Source organism: Pseudomonas vanderleydeniana, assembly GCF_014268755.2.
In the GTDB taxonomy this organism is placed as follows: Bacteria; Pseudomonadota; Gammaproteobacteria; order Pseudomonadales; family Pseudomonadaceae; genus Aquipseudomonas; species Aquipseudomonas vanderleydeniana.
The window spans coordinates 5,544,088-5,560,502 of the sequence record NZ_CP077093.1; the positions used below are offsets into that span (position 1 = coordinate 5,544,088).

Sequence of the window (16,415 nt, forward strand, 5' to 3'; positions counted from 1 at the left end):
CCTTCAAAGGGTCTTGATGACAGTTACGGAAATGGTCTCGCTGATCTCGCCGAAGGACATGACGTCCAGCTCGCGAAACCGCCCTTCGACCAGCTTTTTGATGTAGCGCCGCACATCCACCGAGCACAGCAGCACCAGGTCTTTGTGCGGCACGTGCAGGCCGTCCAGGCCCAGGCTCAGCCGATCGATCAGGTCCTCGGACTGCGCCGGCTCCAGGTTGAGGAAGCTGCCGCTGGAGGTCTGGCGGATACCGTGGCGAACCACGTCCTCGAACTCTGGTGACAACAGCAGCACGCGCAGGTCGTTGCCATGGGCGAACTTGTTGCTGATGTAGCGCCCCAGGCCACCCCGCACGTGCTCGACCAGGGCGATGCTGTCCTTCTCCCGGGACGCCCAGTGGGCCAGGGACTCGAGAATCAGCTTCATGTTGCGCACGGAGATCCGCTCGCCAACCAGGCGCTGGAGGATTTCGGCGATCTTCTGCACGGTCACGTGGCGATAGACTTCCTTGAGCAGGTCCGGATAGCGTCCCTCCATTTCGTCGAGCAGCGCCTTGGTTTCCTGCACACCGAAGAACTCGTTGATGTTGCGCGCCAGCAGGGTCACCAGGCAGCGGTAGCACTCCTCATGGGCGGCACGCAGTCGGTAGCCCAGTTCCGTCGCGGTGCCCTTGCCCTCGGCGGCGATCCAGATGCTTTCCAGGTCGTTGCTGTCGCGCCCGCGCACCAGCGGCAGGCCCATGGCGGCCAGCTCCGGCGAATAGTCGAGGACCCGCCAGTGGTCGAAATGGATATCGAACTGGTCGGCGCGCACCTCGTTGATCAGCACCGCGACCTGATGCCCGGGCAATGCCTCGGAGGCGCGCAACTGCGGGAGCGGGATCTTCAGGCCGTAGTCGACGAAGAACTGGCTGCGAAAGCGCTCGTCGAGCCGGGCCGCACGCAACTCGGCCACCCTCGTCGAGGGCACCAGGAGGATCAGCGCGACGGTCTCGGTGGCGATTTCGTTGACGCTCTCCAACCACCCCAACTCGCCCTCGACCAGGGTTTCGTCAGCGGCCACCGGCTCGCCCTGCCGGGCTTCGCCCGCAGCAGCACGCGGCTTGCGCCAACGCAGGAACACCACCAGCGCCAGCACGGCGGCAATTACCACGAAGGTCATCAGCGGAAAGCCCGGCAAGGTTCCGACCGCCACCGCCAGCAACGCGGTGACTGCGACCACGAACGGGTTGGCGAACATCTGCGTGAGCATGTTGCGCCCCAGGTTGGCCTCGTCACCGTTGACCCGGGTGACGATGAAACCGGCACCAATGGCGATCAGCAGCGCCGGGATCTGCGCCACCAGGCCATCGCCGATGGTCAGCAGGGTATAGATCGACAGTGCCGTGCCGAAGTCCATGCCCAATTGGCCGACACCGATGGCGATACCACCGAGGAAGTTGACGAAGATGATGATGATCCCGGCGATCGCGTCGCCCTTGATGAACTTCATCGCGCCGTCGAAAGAGCCGTAGAGCTGGCTCTCGCGCTCCAGTACATTGCGCTTGTCGCGGGCCTGCTCGGCGTCGATGGCGCCGGCCTTGAGGTCGCCGTCGATGCTCATCTGCTTGCCCGGCATGCCGTCCAGGGAGAAACGCGCCGCCACCTCGGCGACCCGCTCCGAGCCCTTGGTAATGACGATGAACTGCACGACGGTGACGATGACGAAGATCACAAAGCCGACCACCAGGTTCTCGCCGATCACGAATTCGCCGAACGAGGCGATGATCTCGCCAGCGTCGGCCTGCGTCAGGATCAGGCGGCTGGTGCTGATCGACAGTGCCAGGCGGAACAGCGTGGTCAGCAGCAGCAGTGCCGGGAAGGTGGAGAAACCGAGGATGCGCTCGATGTAGAACGAGCCCATGAAGATCAGCAGCGAGATGATGATGTTCAGGCCGATCAGGAAATCCACCAGGGGTGTCGGCAAGGGAATGATCAGCATCGCGATGATCATCACCATCAACGACAGGATCAGCAGCTCGGGACGGGCCGCCAGTGCACGCAGGAATCGATCGGGCATGGCCGCTCAACCTGCCGATTCATCGAAAGACCGAACGCCACGCCGCCGCTCGATCTGCTCATGGGCCAGGGTCACATCGGCCAGCGCGAGGAACTGCTCCGCCAGTTGCGCCAGGGCGTCATCGTCGGCGAACAGCTCATGGGGCAGTCGCAGGCACGCTCGCCGCAGCGTCTGCATCAATGCCGAGCGCTCGCGGTACAGGGCCAGCAACACTCGCTCGCCGAGCACCCCGGACAGCAACGGGTCGAGTTCGCCGGGATACCTGAGTACGCCGAGGAAGAACACCAGCCAGTCACCCTCCTCGTCATTGAACTGGCGCACCAGCGCATCACCCAGCAGCCCCTCGACAAACAGCGCATCGGCCGAACGCAGGCGCTTCAGGTCGGTGAGCCGGGCCAGCAGGGGACCGAACTCCTGGCGTGAACAACTGGGGTCCTGCGCGGCGATATCGGTGAGCAGCGCCGCCTCGATAAAGGCCAGCACCACGGCTCGCCGCCCGGCGCCGAACAACGCTACCCAGTCCTCGTAGCAGGCAACCGCACCGGCTTCGCTTTCCAGGTAATCCCGATAAGCCTCACGCAGCAGTCCGGCGCGCAGCTCCATCGCCCGACCGAACAGGCGGGCTTTCAGGGCGCTGTTGATGCCGGCCTTCAATCGCCGGGGCGAGGCCTGTGCCACCACCGTTTCCAGCAACTGCTCCAGGCGCTGGAAAGTAGCGGACTGAAGCTTGCTGCGGCGCAGCAGTTCGCGCAGGACCAGCACCAGGTCGCTGTCGTCGGGAAACAATCCACGGGCGGCCTGCAACAGCCATTCGACCGGTTTGTCCGTGGCCTTGGCCAACGCCAGCACCTGCCGGGCCTTGGGTTGCACATCCTCGTCGAGCACCGCCTCGAAACTCTCCGGCCGGTTTTCGGCCTTGAGCTCGAAATGCCGGCGCTGGCGAAAACCGGCCAGGGCCGCCGCCATGTCATCACTGTTCTGGATGAAGCGCTGCAACAGCGTCACCGGATTCGCGTCCGGGTCGTTCGACTCGGCATCGGGCTGGGCCTGGGCCTCCTGCCGGGCGGCGTCGAGGCGAGCCAGGAAGGCCCGGTTCGAAAGGGAACCGATCGATGTCATCAGCCATCCACCGCCCGCATGAACGCCCGACGCACCATTTCCTGTTGCTCCGCGCTCATCAGGCCCTTGCCCAGTTCCTGGGTACTGGCCTGCAAGGCACCGAGAATTTCCCGCGGCTGGATCAGAAAAACCCGGGCGGTGTTCGCCGAACTGTTGACCCGATAACGGAACAACCCGCCAATCAGCGGGATCGAGCCGAGCAGCGGAATCCGCGCGACCTGTTCGCTGTAGTCGTCCCGGGTAAAACCGCCGATCAGCAGGCTCTTGCCCTGCGGAACGCGGGCGACCGTGTTGATCCGGGTGCGCCCGACCAACGGCAACACGCCCACTGCCACCTCGTCACGCTTGACCTCGCTGCCGTCCTCGATGTTCAGCGACATCTCGATTTCATCGGCGATGGCAAAGCGCGGCAGCACGCTGACCAGGGTCCCGTAGGTCACGCTCTGCAGGTCGACACTGCGTTCTCCCAGCAACTGGGTGTAGAAGGTCCGGTTGTTGTCGAACAGCGCCGGGACGTTCTCCTGGGTCAGGATCACCGGTCGCGCGACCACGTTGGCGCGATTCTTCCGGGCCAGGGCCAGGACCCTGGCCATGAAGGAAACACCGTCGAGGGTGGTCACCGAACCGGCGTTGAGCGACGCCTGCAACTGCGAGCCGAGCTTGACCGCACCCTGCCAGTTCACCCCGAGCTGGTTCAGTTCGTCCTGGTTCAGGTCGATGATCCACAGCGACAGCTCGACATGGCGCTTGGGCACGTCCAGCGCCGCCACCAGGTTCTCGATGAAGCGCACCTGCTCAGGCAGGCCCTTGACCAGCAGGCTGTTGGTATCCGGGTAGGCAACCACGCGAATGTTGCCGGCGGCGGCCTCCCGCGCCAGCACCCGAGGGGCGGTGGGGTCATCCGGTGAAACCGGCGTCGCCAGCCCTTCCAGGGGAAACTGCGGCATGCGCAACGGGCTGCCGCTCACCGTGCGGACCTCGACCTGGGGCTCGACACCGCCCGGCTCCCCCTTGAGCAGGCTGTCGATCACCGTGGCCATGCCGGGAATCGACACCTTGCGGTCGCGCTGTTCGTACTCGCGGTCAGCGACGAAGGTATTGAGCAGGTGGATCACACCGATCCGCTGCTGGCCGAGCAGCAGCTCCGAAGGCCGGTTGTCCATCAGTTGCGCCGCCTGCATGACCAGGTCGACGTAGATCGGCGGGCCGGACACATAGAAGGTCCGGCGACCGTCGTTGCGCAGCGGGTAACGCGCATCCTCGAGCCCCGACTGGCGCAGGAACTGCTTGAGGGTATCGACACTGATCACCCGCAGCGCGACCACCGAGCTTTTCACCTCGGACGCGTCATACAGGTAGATGGCCTGGCCATCGCTGTACCAGATCAGCCCCAGTTGGACGACGATGCGGTCGAAGGTCTGGCGTGCCGAATGCAGTGGAAACTCACCGCTGATACGTTTGCCGGCGGCCGCCTTGCTGACGATGATCGGTTTGCCCAGCGGCGCCGACAAGGCGGAAAAGAAGCTGCGCAGGCCTTCCTCGCGCGCGACGTAGTCACCGCTCGGCCCGGGCGAGGCATTCGCGCTCCAACACAGCGCGCAGAGCAGCCATGCGCCAAGCCGGTGCCGCATCGACCGCGGCGCCAGCCGGCTCAATCCGGCTGCTCCACCAGATCGAGCAGCCGGCTCGGCGCGACGCCAAGCAATTCGCGCACTTCCTTGGAAAAATGCGACGAGGACGCATAGCCATACTCCAGCGCCACGTCGGTCAGCGAGCCGCCGCCACGGATCATCCGCAGCAGCGCCTTGGCCGCGCGCCAATCGCGCAGTTCCGGCTTGGCCGCGCCCCCCAGTGCCTGGTGGCACAAGCGCCGAAAATGCGAGACCGAAACCCCATAGCGACGGGCCAGGCCGATCAGCTTTTCGCTGGCGGTGCCCTGCTCCAGCAGAAAACGCACCAGCCAATAGCTCGCGCTCTGGCGCAGCACGCTGGCGAACCGCCGGTAGTCGGAATCATCACGCAGGGCCTGCTCGATGTACCAACGTTCCAGGCAAGCCCGGCTGCGGCTCACCGCCAGCGGCATCGACAAGGCCGCCCAGGGCTGTACGCACGGACGGTCGCGCTCGACCGTCACCCCCATGTCGATGAACACCTGCAGCTTCATCAGGCAGGTTCCGGACAAGCCCGCACTGCTCCAGTCACCGGAGGTGACCCGCAACGCATTGCGTCCGACCACCAGGCCTTGCCAGCCGGGTGGCAGGCAGCCGCCCACCATCACCTCATCGGGAATCAGACAGACACCGGTGTCGCCGGCCCGCACGAGCGCCACCCGTTGCGCGGAGAGCCCCCCGGGACACGTCATCGCGAAGCGTTCATCAGCCTGCACCGTGCATTCCACCTGTCGTCGATCAGTCTCGGAGCATGATGGTCCGATCCCTCGCCCAGATCATGATGAGAAGCTGATGGCCAGCGGCTGCGCCCGCGACAGTGGCATATGCCTTGCTACCTCCCGGTAGACCCTGGCCAACGGCGGCCGGGCAGCCAGGACAAAGACGTCGTAACCCGCCAGCCCCCAGGGGTCGGCCGGGTACGACGTTTTTTATGAAGAGTGAAAAGCCGATGAACGAACTTCCCGTCTCCCCCCTCGCCTGGGTCAACGGCAGCGATGCGCCGGAGAAACCCAGCCTGGACCTCGGCTTCATGCCCTTGAGCGACTGCGCTTCACTGGTGGTCGCCGCCACCCAGGGCTTTGCCCAACCGTACGGCCTGACTCTGAACCTCAAGCGCCAGCCGTCCTGGGCCAGCCTGCGCGACAAGCTGGTCAGCGGCGAGCTGGATGCCGCCCACAGCCTGTACGGGCTGGTCTATGCCGTGCACCTGGGCATCGGCGGCAGCGCGGCTACCGACATGGCGGTGTTGATGGGGCTGAACCAGAACGGCCAGAGCATCAACCTGTCCCCGGCGTTGCAGGCGGCCGGCGTGACCAACCCTGAAGCACTGGGCCGGCACGCGCACCAGAACGGCGCAAGGCTGACGTTTGCCCAGACCTTCCCCACCGGGACCCACGCCATGTGGCTGTATTACTGGCTGGCCAGCCAGGGCATCCACCCCTTGCACGACGTCAACAGCGTGGTGGTGCCCCCGCCGCAGATGATCGCGCACCTGCGGGCCGGACGGATCGACGGTTTCTGCGTCGGCGAACCGTGGAGCGACAGCGCGGTGCGCCAGGGCCTGGGCTGCACCCTCGCCACCAGCCAGTCGATCTGGCCCGACCATCCGGAGAAGGTACTGGGCTGTACCCGTGCGTTCGTCGAGCAGTACCCCAATACCGCCCGAGCCCTGGTGATGGCGGTGCTCGAAGCCAGCCGGTTCATCGAACAAAGCCAGGAAAACCGCCGCAGTACCGCGCAATTGCTCAGCGGCAGCGACTATCTCGATGCACCCCTGGAACACATCCAGCCACGTCTGCTCGGCGACTACGACAACGGCCTCGGCCAGCGCTGGCAGGACTCCCACCCCGTGCGCTTCCACGCGGCCGGCGCGGTGAACCTGCCCTACCTGTCGGACGGCATGTGGTTCATGACCCAATTCCGCCGCTGGGGCCTGCTGCGCGAGGACCCCGACTACCTCGGTGTCGCCCGCCAGGTGCAACAACTGGAACTGTATCGCCAGGCGGCCACTGCACTGGGCATCGAGCACGGGGCCGAGGTGATGCGCAGCAGCCGGCTGGTCGACGGCCTGGTCTGGGACGGCAGCGATCCGGCCGGCTATGCCCGCGGCTTCCGGCTGCATGCCATGAGTGACGAGCCCGCCGCGCTCGTCCGTCACTGATCGGAGGCCCGAACATGCTGCGTATCCTGCTGATCAACGACACCGCGAAAAAGGTCGGGCGCCTGCGGGCGGCGCTGGTCGAGGCCGGCTTCGACGTCATCGACGAGTCGGGGCTGACCATCGACCTGCCGGCGCGCGTGGAGAGCGTGCGTCCCGACGTGATCCTGATCGACACCGAATCCCCCAGCCGCGACGTGATGGAACAGGTGGTGCTGGTCAGCCGTGACCAGCCCCGCCCCATCGTCATGTTCACCGACGAACACGATCCGGGCGTGATGCGCCAGGCCATCAAGTCCGGCGTCAGTGCCTACATCGTCGAAGGCATCCAGGCCCAGCGCCTGCAGCCGATCCTCGACGTCGCCATGGCCCGTTTCGAGAGCGACCAGGCGTTGCGTGCACAGTTGCAGGCACGCGACCAGCAACTGGCCGAACGCAAGCGCATCGAACAGGCCAAGGGCCTGCTGATGAAGATGAAGGACTGCAAGGAAGAGGAGGCCTACACGCTGATGCGGCGCCAGGCCATGAGCCGCCAGCAGAAGCTGATCCAGGTTGCCGAACAGATCATCGCCATGAGCGAACTGCTCGGCTGAGACACTCGCCGACCTGGCCCGCCTCTTGCTTATTCGAGCCTGCAGGTAACCAACGGCGGTTGCCCCACTTTACGACAAAGACGTCGCCCACCCCCTTCGCGCCAGCGCAGCGGGTGGCGACGTCTTTTGCGTTCTGGCCCCGCAAGACGGGCCGGTGGTGCAGCCGTATCGGTGCACCCGCCGGTAGTCCCCCTTGCGATAGCTCCCCTTGAGACTCTTACCGCTGAGGTGCGTGATGAATGCAAGCTTCTGGAAGTCCGGCCATACCCCGACCCTGTTTTCGGCCTTTCTGTATTTCGACCTGAGTTTCATGGTCTGGTACCTGCTCGGCCCCCTGGCGGTGCAGATCGCCGCCGACCTGCACCTGAGCACCCAGCAACGCGGCCTGGTGGTGGCCACGCCGATCCTCGCCGGCGCGGTGCTGCGCTTCCTGATGGGCATGCTGGCGGACCGGCTGTCCCCGAAGACAGCGGGAATCATCGGCCAGGTCTGCGTGATCAGCGCGCTGCTGGGCGCCTGGCAACTGGGTATCCACAGTTATGAACAGGCACTGCTGCTGGGCCTGTTCCTCGGCATGGCCGGAGCCTCGTTCGCCGTGGCCCTGCCCCTCGCCTCCCAGTGGTACCCACCGCAGCACCAGGGCAAGGCCATGGGCATCGCCGGCGCCGGCAACTCGGGCACCGTGTTCGCCGCCCTGATCGCGCCCCTGCTGGCGGCCTCGTTCGGCTGGAGCAACGTCTTCGGTTTCGCCCTGATCCCGCTGCTCGCCACCCTGCTGGTGTTCGTCCTGCTGGCGCGCAACGCGCCACAACGCCCCAAGGCCAAGTCCATGGGTGACTACATGAAGGCCCTGGGCGACCGCGACAGCTGGTGGTTCATGTTTTTCTACAGCGTGACTTTCGGCGGCTTCATCGGCCTGGCCAGTGCGCTGCCCGGCTACTTCAACGACCAGTACGCGCTGAGTCCGGTGACCGCCGGCTACTACACCGCGGCCTGCGTGTTCGGCGGCAGCCTGATGCGTCCGCTCGGTGGCGCCCTGGCCGACCGTTTCGGCGGCATCCGCACCCTGCTCGGCATGTATGCCGTGGCCGCGACCTGCATCGCCGCCGTCGGCTTCAACCTGCCCAGCTCCTATGCCGCCCTGGCGCTGTTCGTGCTGGCAATGCTCGGCCTCGGGGCCGGCAACGGCGCGGTGTTCCAGTTGGTGCCGCAACGTTTCCGCCTGGAAATCGGTGTGATGACCGGCCTGATCGGCATGGCCGGCGGTATCGGCGGTTTCGCCCTGGCAGCCGGCATGGGTGCAATCAAGCAGAGCACCGGCAGCTATCAACTGGCCCTGTGGTTGTTCGCCAGCCTCGGCGTGCTCGCCTGGTTCGGCCTGCACGGGGTCAAGCGCCGCTGGCGGACCACCTGGGGCTCGGCGGCCGTGACCGCGGCCCGGGTCTGACCTGGCGGTGGCCCTGCAACTGAGTTTCGCCCAGGCCAGTGCCACTGGCCCGCGCGCGGAGAACCAGGACGCCATGCGCCTGGTCACGCCGGCGCCGGAGCTGGCCGCCAGCAAGGGCTACCTGTTCGCCCTCGCTGACGGGGTCAGCCAGTGTGCCGACGGCGCACTGGCGGCGCAGGCCACCCTGCAGGCCCTGGCGCTCGATTATTACGCCACGCCGCCCACCTGGGGCGTGGCGCAGGCGCTGGACCGGCTGCTGCTGGCACAGAATCGCTGGTTGCGGGCCAATGGCGGCGGACAACCGCTGCTCACCACCCTGAGTGCCGTGGTCCTGCGCGGACGACGCTTTACCCTGGCCCATGTGGGCGATTGCCGGGTCTATCGCTGGCACGACGACCAACTGCACCGGATCAGCCAGGACCATGTCTGGGACCAACCGGACATGCAGCACGTACTCAAGCGGGCGCTGGGCCTGGACCAGCACCTGGTGGTCGACTACCTCGACGGCGAGCTGCGCCAGGGCGAAAGCTTCCTGCTGCTCAGCGATGGCGTCTGGGCCACGCTCGGTGATGCAGCGATCGCCAACATCCTGCGTGAACAGCCACAGCCCGACGAGGCAGTGACCACGCTGGTCAATGCCGCCCACCTGGCCGGTAGCCAGGACAACGCCAGCGCCCTGCTGGTCAGGGTCGAACAGCCGGGAACCGACAGTCTCGGCGACACGCTGATCCAGTTGCAGCAATGGTCGTTGCCGCCTCTGCTCAAGCCCGGCCAGTGCTTCGAAGGCTGGCAGGTCGACAGCCTTCTCGGGCAAACCCGCCAATCGCTGCTCTACCGGGTTCGGGATGCCCACCAGCAACCCTGGCTGCTCAAGACCCTGCCCGAGAGCCGACACGCGGAGGCCGAGGCCGGCCAGGGCCTGTTGCTGGAAGAGTGGTTCCTGCGTCGGGTGGCCGGGCGTTGCTTCCCCGAGGTCCATCCCGCCGGGCAACGCCAGCACCTGTACTACGTGATGCGCGAGTACCCGGGACAGACTCTCGCCGACCTGTTCCGGCAGGCCGGTCCATTGCCACTGGTGCAATGGCAGGAATTGGCCAGACGCACCCTACAGGCGGTCGGCATGCTCCACCGGCGCAACATCCTGCACCGCGATATCAAGCCGGAGAACCTGCACCTGGGCACCGATGGCGAATTGCGGCTACTGGATTTCGGCCTGGCCTATTGTCCGGGCCTGAGCGAAAAGCCCGGTCATGAACTGCCGGGCACCCCTGGCTACATCGCCCCGGAGGCCTTCGAAGGGTATCCCCCGGATGTCCGCCAGGACCTCTACAGCGTCGGCGTCAGCCTGTTCCATCTGCTGACCGGGCACTACCCCCACGGCGAAATCGAGGCGTTCCAGCGCCCGCGCTTCGGGACACCGGTCAATGCCCAGCGTTATCGCCCGGACCTGCCCGCCTGGCTGGCGCACAGCCTCGATCGCGCCATCGCGGTCGACCCCGCGCAACGCTACGAGACGGCCGAGCAATGGCTACTGGTACTGGAAAAGGCTGAACGGAATGAATTGAGCGTGCGTCCCCGGCCGTTGCTGGAGCGTGAGCCGCTGAAAGTCTGGCGCACCGTGGCGCTGGTCTCGCTGCTGGTCAACCTGGCCCTGCTGCTGTGGGCCCTGAAAGCCTGAGTGAGTGGCCCCGGGCAAATCGCAGGCAAAGAAAAGCCCGGCCGGGGCCGGGCTTTTCGCAACACCAGGCTAATTACTTAGCTTGGGCTTCAACGGAAGCTTCTACGCGACGGTTGATCGCGCGGCCAGCTTCAGTGGCGTTGTCAGCCACTGGACGGGTCTTGCCGTAGCCAACCGACTCAACGCGGTTAGGAGCGATACCGTCTTTGACCAGGATTTGCTTCACAGCGTCAGCACGACGCTGGGACAGCTTCTGGTTGTAGGCGTCGGTACCGATGCTGTCGGTGTGACCAGCAACCACGGTGGTGGTTTGTGGGTACTGCTTCATGAAGTCAGCCAGGTTCTTCACGTCGCCGTAGCTGTTAGGCTTGACCACGGACTTGTTGAAGTCGAACTTCACGTCCAGCTCAACCTTGACCACTTCAGCTACTGGAGCTTCAGGAGCTGGAGCTGGCTCTTGAGCAACTGGAGCTGGAGCAGGTGCTGGAGCAACCTTGCCGCCGTTGCCACCGAAGTTCACGCCCAGACCTACGACAGCTGCGTAGTCCCAACGACCGTTGTCCAGCTTGTAGTCGGCTTCAACACCGCCACGAGCGTAGAAGTTGTCGGTGATGTACCACTTGGCGCCAGCGCCGGTGGTCAGGAAAGTCGACTGGTCACGACCGGTGTGGCCGTCAGCAGCAACGTTGGTCAGGCTGCCGTGAGCAACGCCGCCTTCAACGTATGGACGGATTGCATCGCCAACGGTACCGAAGTGGTACTGACCTTTCAGGCCGAACTTGTCACCGCCCAGCTTCTGGCTGCCGGTGCCGTCGTTCGAACGAGTGTGGTTGCTCTTGTCGTAGGTCAGGTTGACCGATACGTCGTCAGTGATGAAGTAGCCCAGCGAAGCGCCTGGGTTGTAGCCATCTTCAACGTGGTTGACGCTGTCGTTGTACTGCTTTTTGTAGAACAGCTCACCCTCGACTGCGCCTTGGCCTTGTGCCAGAGCGCCGAACGAAGTTGCGGCTACAAGTGTACCAACGGCAATGCCCAAGGTGTTTTTCAGTTTCATCCGTTAAATCCCCATCTGGTGATTGTGAATCAGTCCCCAAACCGGGGGACAACTCGGCGACAAGTCTAGCAGAACTTGCCTGAACGTAAGAGATATTTGCGTCGAACTAAGTTTCAGCAATGCCCGCAAATTTCTCACGCAATTTATCAAGCGCCCTCTTGTAGCGCATTTTCGTAGCACTCAAGCCCATGTGCATGATGTCGGCGATCTCCTGGAATTCCAGCTCTGCGACAAAACGTAGCACCAGAATTTCCCGATCGATCGGATTCACATGCACCAGCCAGCGGTCAAGACCGCCTTTTTCTTCCGGCGCCGGCGTCTTCTCCTCGGAAGCCTCCTCGAGCGGATCGAGGCTCAGGGCATCCATGAGACGACGCTTGCGCCGTTCTTTACGGTACTGGGTGATACATTCGTTGTACGTGATGCTATAAAGCCATGTCTTGAACTTCGATTTACCCTCAAAGTTCTTAAGGCCATACAGCACCTTCAACATCACTTCCTGACAGACATCATCCGCGTCACGATCGTTCCCTAAATACCTTGAACAAACGCTGAACAAAGTTCGTTGATAGCGCCGCATCAACTCTTCGTAGGCGCGTGTCACGTGAAACAGCTCCGCATGCGAACGCGCCACCAGCTCCTCATCGGTAAGCTCGCGGGGGTCGTAACGCATCGATAGCGATTGGGTTTTATTCAAAACGAGTCTTGCCGACAGTCAGGTCAATGTCCGCCGCGGCCCCAGGCGGGGGGCTTTTTGCGGCGGCATACATTAGCAGGGTTTGCCGGATTAGCGGCTACTCACATGCTGTTCCAGCAGGATCCGATTGGAGAGAGAGACTAGCTCACCCTCGTCGGTCAGCAATGTGGTCTTGACCGTGCCGATCTCTTCGATCTGCCCTTCGACCTCGCCAACTCGCACTTGTTGCCCAACCTGGTACAACTCACGCACATAAATTCCCGCCAGGATCTGCCCGGCAATTTCCCGGCTCCCCAGGCCCATGGCCAACGCAACGGCCAGACCAACGGTAATCAGGACGATCACGATCACATGGTTCAGCAGGTCGGTCTTGACCTCCAGCTGGCTGATCGCCACCGAAATGCTGATGATCACCACCAGGCCCTGGGCAACACGCCCCAGGCCGCTGGCGTAATCCAGGCCCACGCCCTCCGCGGCACCGCGCACCAGGCCGTTGACCAACTGGGCCAGCAGCATGCCGACCAGCAGCACCAGTGCCGCGCCGAATACCTTCGGCAGGTACAGGGCAAGCATGTCCAGCGTCGCCGAAACCCGCTCCAGGCCCAGCGATTCCGCGGCGGAAACCAGGAAAATCAGCAGGATGAACCAGTAGACGATCTTGCCGATCAGCGTCGAGATCGGCACCTGGATGCCGGCCCGGCTGAGCAGCTTGGTCAAGCCAGTGCCCGCCATCAGGCGATCGAGCCCGAGCTTGGCCAGCAGCTTGGACAGCAGGGTGTCGAGCAGCTTGGCCACGACGAAGCCCAGCAGTACCACGACCAGGGCGCCAAACAGGTTCGGGATGAAGTTCGCGACCTTCGTCCACAACGCTGTCATCGCCGTCACCAGACTCCGAGTCCAGAGATCAAGTTCCATATTCAATCAGCCTTATCCGCACTGCGACTTGTAGGGGTACGACGAGAAACCGGCATCACATGGGCCGATCCATTGTTCAGGGCGATCATCAGCGCTTGCAGCCAGCGCCCGAGCAGACTGAAGAGATCACCCGCGCCAACCTGGCGGTTGGCAGTTTTCAGGACACGCCCCAGGCACGCATCGTCGTCACGCGCAGTGGACGGCGAAGCCTTGAGCATGTCACGCAGAGACTGTTCAAAAGGATCGTGCATACGCACCTCTCGGAATGTCTTGAAAAGACGCGATCGGGATTTTCCGGGTCACATGCAACATTCTTCAGAGCCAGCGCAAACGACGGAACAACCACCACTGCCCGAGCGCAACACCGACGATCAGCAGGCAGGCAATGATGAAGCCGTAGGGGTCCTGGGACCCCGGAATGCCACCGACGTTGATCCCCAGAAGGCCGGTGAGAAAACTCATCGGCAGGAAGATCCCGGTGATGATCCCGAAGCGGTACATGATCTTGTTCATGTGCTGGTTCAGGCGCCGGTCCTCGGCGTCAAGCAGCAGCCCCACGCGCTCCCGGGTCAGTTCGAGCTCTTCGAGGTAGCGGGTCAGGCTGTTGTTCAATTCGTTCCAGTAGTCGGCATCGTCACTGGCGAACCAGGGCAGCCTGGTCCTCGTCAACTGGCCGAAAATGTCCCGCTGCGGGGCCAGAAAACGCTTCAGTCCGGCCGCCCGGCGACGGATCTGCACAACCACGCTGTGGTCGGGACAATACCGTTCGTCGGAATCTCCCTTTTCTTCCTCGTCATCGACCGCTTCGGAGAGGTCGCCGATCAGATCCTGGACCTTCATCGTCAGGTGCTGGCCGATGTAGAGGATGAGCTCGGAGGCGGTTTTCGGTCCCCGCCCGTCCTCCAGTTGTGCCAGCAACTCGTCGGTGGCCCGCAACGGACGCAGGCGCAGGGAAATCACCCGCTGGGCTGAAGCGAAGATGCGCACCGAAACCATGTCCTCGGGTTCGGCGCCCGGGTTGAGGTTGACCCCGCGCAGGAACAACAGAAACTCGCTGTCCGGCAGCGGCAACAGGCGCGGGCGGGTGTTCTCTTCCAGCAGCAGGTTGCAACTGAACTCGCTCAGGCCGCTGGAAGTGCGCAGCCAGGTCTGGGTTTGGGGATGGCTGCGATCCCAGTGCAGCCAGAGGCTCTCCTGCGGCTGCAACTGCAGGTCATCCAGCTCGGTCCGAGCAATCGAGCGCGCACCACCCTTACCATCGAGAACCAGGGCATGGACCAGCCCCCATTGCGCGTTGTCTTCCTCGAACATCCCCACCCCTGTTGGTCTACTTCGACAAATTACTCAGGCATCTCAAGCGGACTGGGCGAGACGATGATCCCGTTGTTGTCCGCATACACGTATTCACCCGGTACGAAGGTGACGCCGGCGAAGGTGACCTTCACGTTCAGGTCACCGATACCGCGCTTGTCGGTCTTCATCGGATGGCTGGCCAGGGCCTGCACACCCAGGTCGGTCTGGGCGATCACATCGACGTCACGAATGCAGCCATAGACCACCAGGCCTTCCCAACCGTTCCGTGCGGCCTTCTCGGCCAGCATGTCGCCGAGCAGCGCACGGCGCAACGAGCCACCGCCATCGACGACCAGGACCTTGCCAGCGCCCGGGAGCTCGACCTGCTCCTTGACCAGGGAGTTATCCTCGAAGCACTTGATGGTCACGATCTGGCCCCCGAAGGAATCGCGACCGCCGAAGTTGCTGAACATCGGCTCAAGCACCTGCACCAGCTCCGGGTAGGCGTCGCACAGGTCGGGAGTGACGTAATGGTTCATGGACAAACTCCTGTAGGTGAGAGACCGCAATCCGAGGTGCCAATCCTCCCCGGCACCTCTTGAAGAAACGCGCTGACCGGTCGTTTGTTTAGACAATGACCAGAACGGCTCAATGCGTCATATGTTAGCCGCAACGCCCCTGAAGCGGAATGCCCTTATCAGGACGCTTGCTGAACCTCGCCTGACTGAGGCGCCACAAAAGCCTGCTGATCGCGCAACCAGTCCGCCACCAGCGGCCACACCTCGGTTTGTGCCGGCTTGCTCACCAGCATCTCGACATGCCCGAACGCCGAGCTGAAACCGGCCGCTCGCCCCAGGCAGATGAAACGCTTGAGCGGCGAGCCGATCTGCTCGAACAACTTGCGGCAGGCCCACGCCGGATCCTGTTGGTCGCCTTCGGCGCTCACCGCCAGCAGCGGCACCTCGACCTCCGCCAGGCCATCCCACCAGTTGCGCTCCTTGTCGCCGAAGCGGCCGAACAGGCCGTACCAGCGCATGCTTTCCAGCGCCAGTCCGATCGGCTCGTCCTCCGGCCCACGCTTGAGACGCGAGCCGGACAGGTGAGGAAAACGCTTGAGCAGGAAACGTCCGCTCCACTCCACCGCGGGAATCTTCAGCGGCCAGTAGGTGCGGCTGACCTGGCTGCCGAACAGCGCCGCCGAGGCCACGGCGGGTGCCCCCAGGTACTGGCCGCCCAGGGCTGCCGCCAGGGTCGTACCGCCCAGGGAATGGCCGATCCAATGGGGAACCTGACCACTCTGCTCACGGACGAACGCGGCGATCGCCGGCAGGTCGTAGCGGGCGTAGTCGGCCACACGGTTCTTGCGATAGTCCTGGTTGCGCACGGACAGCCCGTGGCCACGCATTTCCGGCACCCAGACATCGAAGCCGGCACGCGCCAGGTAGGCGCCCAGGCCAACGCCCTTGGGCGAGAACCAGAACCGCCGGTTGGAAAAACTGCCATGCAGGAGAATCACCGGCACGCCACGGGCCTGCGGTTCGTCGGCCATGCCCAGGCGGGTCACGGCCAGCTCGACGGAGGCATCGGGGCTGTTGCCCGGTTTCAAACGATAGACGTCTTCGCTCAGGTCGCCACGACGCTCGGCGCTGAGCAAAGCCACCGGAAAAAGATCACTGCTGCTTTGCATAAGGCTCTTGCACAAAAAAGGGCGATGCCTGTGCGGCTTCGCCCCA

15 protein-coding genes are annotated in these 16,415 nt (G+C 64.0%); 4 read left to right on the forward strand and 11 right to left on the reverse strand.

Annotation, left to right across the window (positions count from 1 at the left end):
• Positions 1–3: 3 nt before the first annotated feature.
• Genes HU752_RS24835 through HU752_RS24850 form a run of 4 tightly spaced genes read right to left on the reverse strand, consistent with a single transcriptional unit; the run spans position 4 to position 5,539 of the window.
• Positions 4–2,058 (reverse strand): EscV/YscV/HrcV family type III secretion system export apparatus protein, encoded by a 2,055-nt coding sequence (locus tag HU752_RS24835; RefSeq protein ID WP_186682413.1) that lies wholly within the window; start codon positions 2,056–2,058, stop codon positions 4–6.
• Positions 2,059–2,064: 6 nt separating this feature from the next.
• Complete coding sequence (gene sctW / locus HU752_RS24840) at positions 2,065–3,177, reverse strand: type III secretion system gatekeeper subunit SctW (RefSeq protein WP_186682411.1); 1,113 nt, start codon at positions 3,175–3,177, stop codon at positions 2,065–2,067.
• Positions 3,177–4,808 carry a type III secretion system outer membrane ring subunit SctC gene (gene sctC / locus HU752_RS24845; protein WP_186682409.1) on the reverse strand — a complete coding sequence of 544 codons (1,632 nt, stop codon included), beginning with the start codon at positions 4,806–4,808 and terminating at the stop codon, positions 3,177–3,179. Before sctC ends, sctW begins: the two co-directional genes overlap by 1 nt.
• A 20-nt stretch (positions 4,809–4,828) precedes the next feature.
• On the reverse strand, positions 4,829–5,539 hold the full coding sequence (locus tag HU752_RS24850) for a helix-turn-helix domain-containing protein (protein WP_186682407.1): 711 nt from the start codon (positions 5,537–5,539) through the stop codon (positions 4,829–4,831).
• A gap of 257 nt (positions 5,540–5,796) precedes the next feature.
• Between HU752_RS24850 and HU752_RS24855 the strand changes: the two genes are divergently transcribed.
• The 4 genes from HU752_RS24855 to HU752_RS24870 all read left to right on the forward strand — a co-directional run bounded on the left by HU752_RS24855 (position 5,797) and on the right by HU752_RS24870 (position 10,723).
• Entirely contained in the window at positions 5,797–7,008 is a 1,212-nt protein-coding gene (locus HU752_RS24855; protein WP_186682405.1) for a CmpA/NrtA family ABC transporter substrate-binding protein, read from the forward strand.
• A 14-nt stretch (positions 7,009–7,022) separates the two neighbouring features.
• Positions 7,023–7,598 carry an ANTAR domain-containing response regulator gene (locus tag HU752_RS24860; protein ID WP_186682404.1) on the forward strand — a complete coding sequence of 192 codons (576 nt, stop codon included), beginning with the start codon at positions 7,023–7,025 and terminating at the stop codon, positions 7,596–7,598.
• Positions 7,599–7,833: 235 nt separating this feature from the next.
• Entirely contained in the window at positions 7,834–9,045 is a 1,212-nt protein-coding gene (locus tag HU752_RS24865; RefSeq protein ID WP_186682402.1) for a nitrate/nitrite transporter, read from the forward strand.
• A 7-nt stretch (positions 9,046–9,052) separates the two neighbouring features.
• Positions 9,053–10,723 (forward strand): bifunctional protein-serine/threonine kinase/phosphatase, encoded by a 1,671-nt coding sequence (locus HU752_RS24870; RefSeq protein ID WP_186682400.1) that lies wholly within the window; start codon positions 9,053–9,055, stop codon positions 10,721–10,723.
• A gap of 73 nt (positions 10,724–10,796) precedes the next feature.
• Here HU752_RS24870 and HU752_RS24875 read toward each other — a convergent pair whose 3' ends face one another.
• The 7 genes from HU752_RS24875 to HU752_RS24905 all read right to left on the reverse strand — a co-directional run bounded on the left by HU752_RS24875 (position 10,797) and on the right by HU752_RS24905 (position 16,369).
• A complete protein-coding gene (locus tag HU752_RS24875; RefSeq protein WP_186682398.1) occupies positions 10,797–11,777 on the reverse strand; it encodes an OmpA family protein in 981 nt (326 codons plus the stop codon).
• Positions 11,778–11,883: 106 nt separating this feature from the next.
• Positions 11,884–12,474 carry an RNA polymerase sigma factor SigX gene (gene sigX / locus HU752_RS24880; RefSeq protein WP_026007354.1) on the reverse strand — a complete coding sequence of 197 codons (591 nt, stop codon included), beginning with the start codon at positions 12,472–12,474 and terminating at the stop codon, positions 11,884–11,886.
• A gap of 90 nt (positions 12,475–12,564) precedes the next feature.
• On the reverse strand, positions 12,565–13,389 hold the full coding sequence (locus HU752_RS24885) for a mechanosensitive ion channel family protein (RefSeq protein ID WP_186682396.1): 825 nt from the start codon (positions 13,387–13,389) through the stop codon (positions 12,565–12,567).
• Positions 13,390–13,391: 2 nt separating this feature from the next.
• On the reverse strand, positions 13,392–13,640 hold the full coding sequence (locus HU752_RS24890) for a CrfX protein (RefSeq protein ID WP_186682394.1): 249 nt from the start codon (positions 13,638–13,640) through the stop codon (positions 13,392–13,394).
• Positions 13,641–13,704: 64 nt separating this feature from the next.
• A complete protein-coding gene (gene cmaX, locus HU752_RS24895; RefSeq protein ID WP_186682392.1) occupies positions 13,705–14,700 on the reverse strand; it encodes a divalent cation transporter CmaX in 996 nt (331 codons plus the stop codon).
• A gap of 29 nt (positions 14,701–14,729) precedes the next feature.
• Positions 14,730–15,221, reverse strand: a complete 492-nt coding sequence (gene rraA, locus HU752_RS24900) for a ribonuclease E activity regulator RraA (RefSeq protein WP_186682390.1) — start codon at positions 15,219–15,221, stop codon at positions 14,730–14,732.
• Positions 15,222–15,379: 158 nt separating this feature from the next.
• Positions 15,380–16,369, reverse strand: a complete 990-nt coding sequence (locus HU752_RS24905; protein WP_186682388.1) for an alpha/beta fold hydrolase — start codon at positions 16,367–16,369, stop codon at positions 15,380–15,382.
• Between the last annotated feature and the right edge of the window lie 46 nt (positions 16,370–16,415).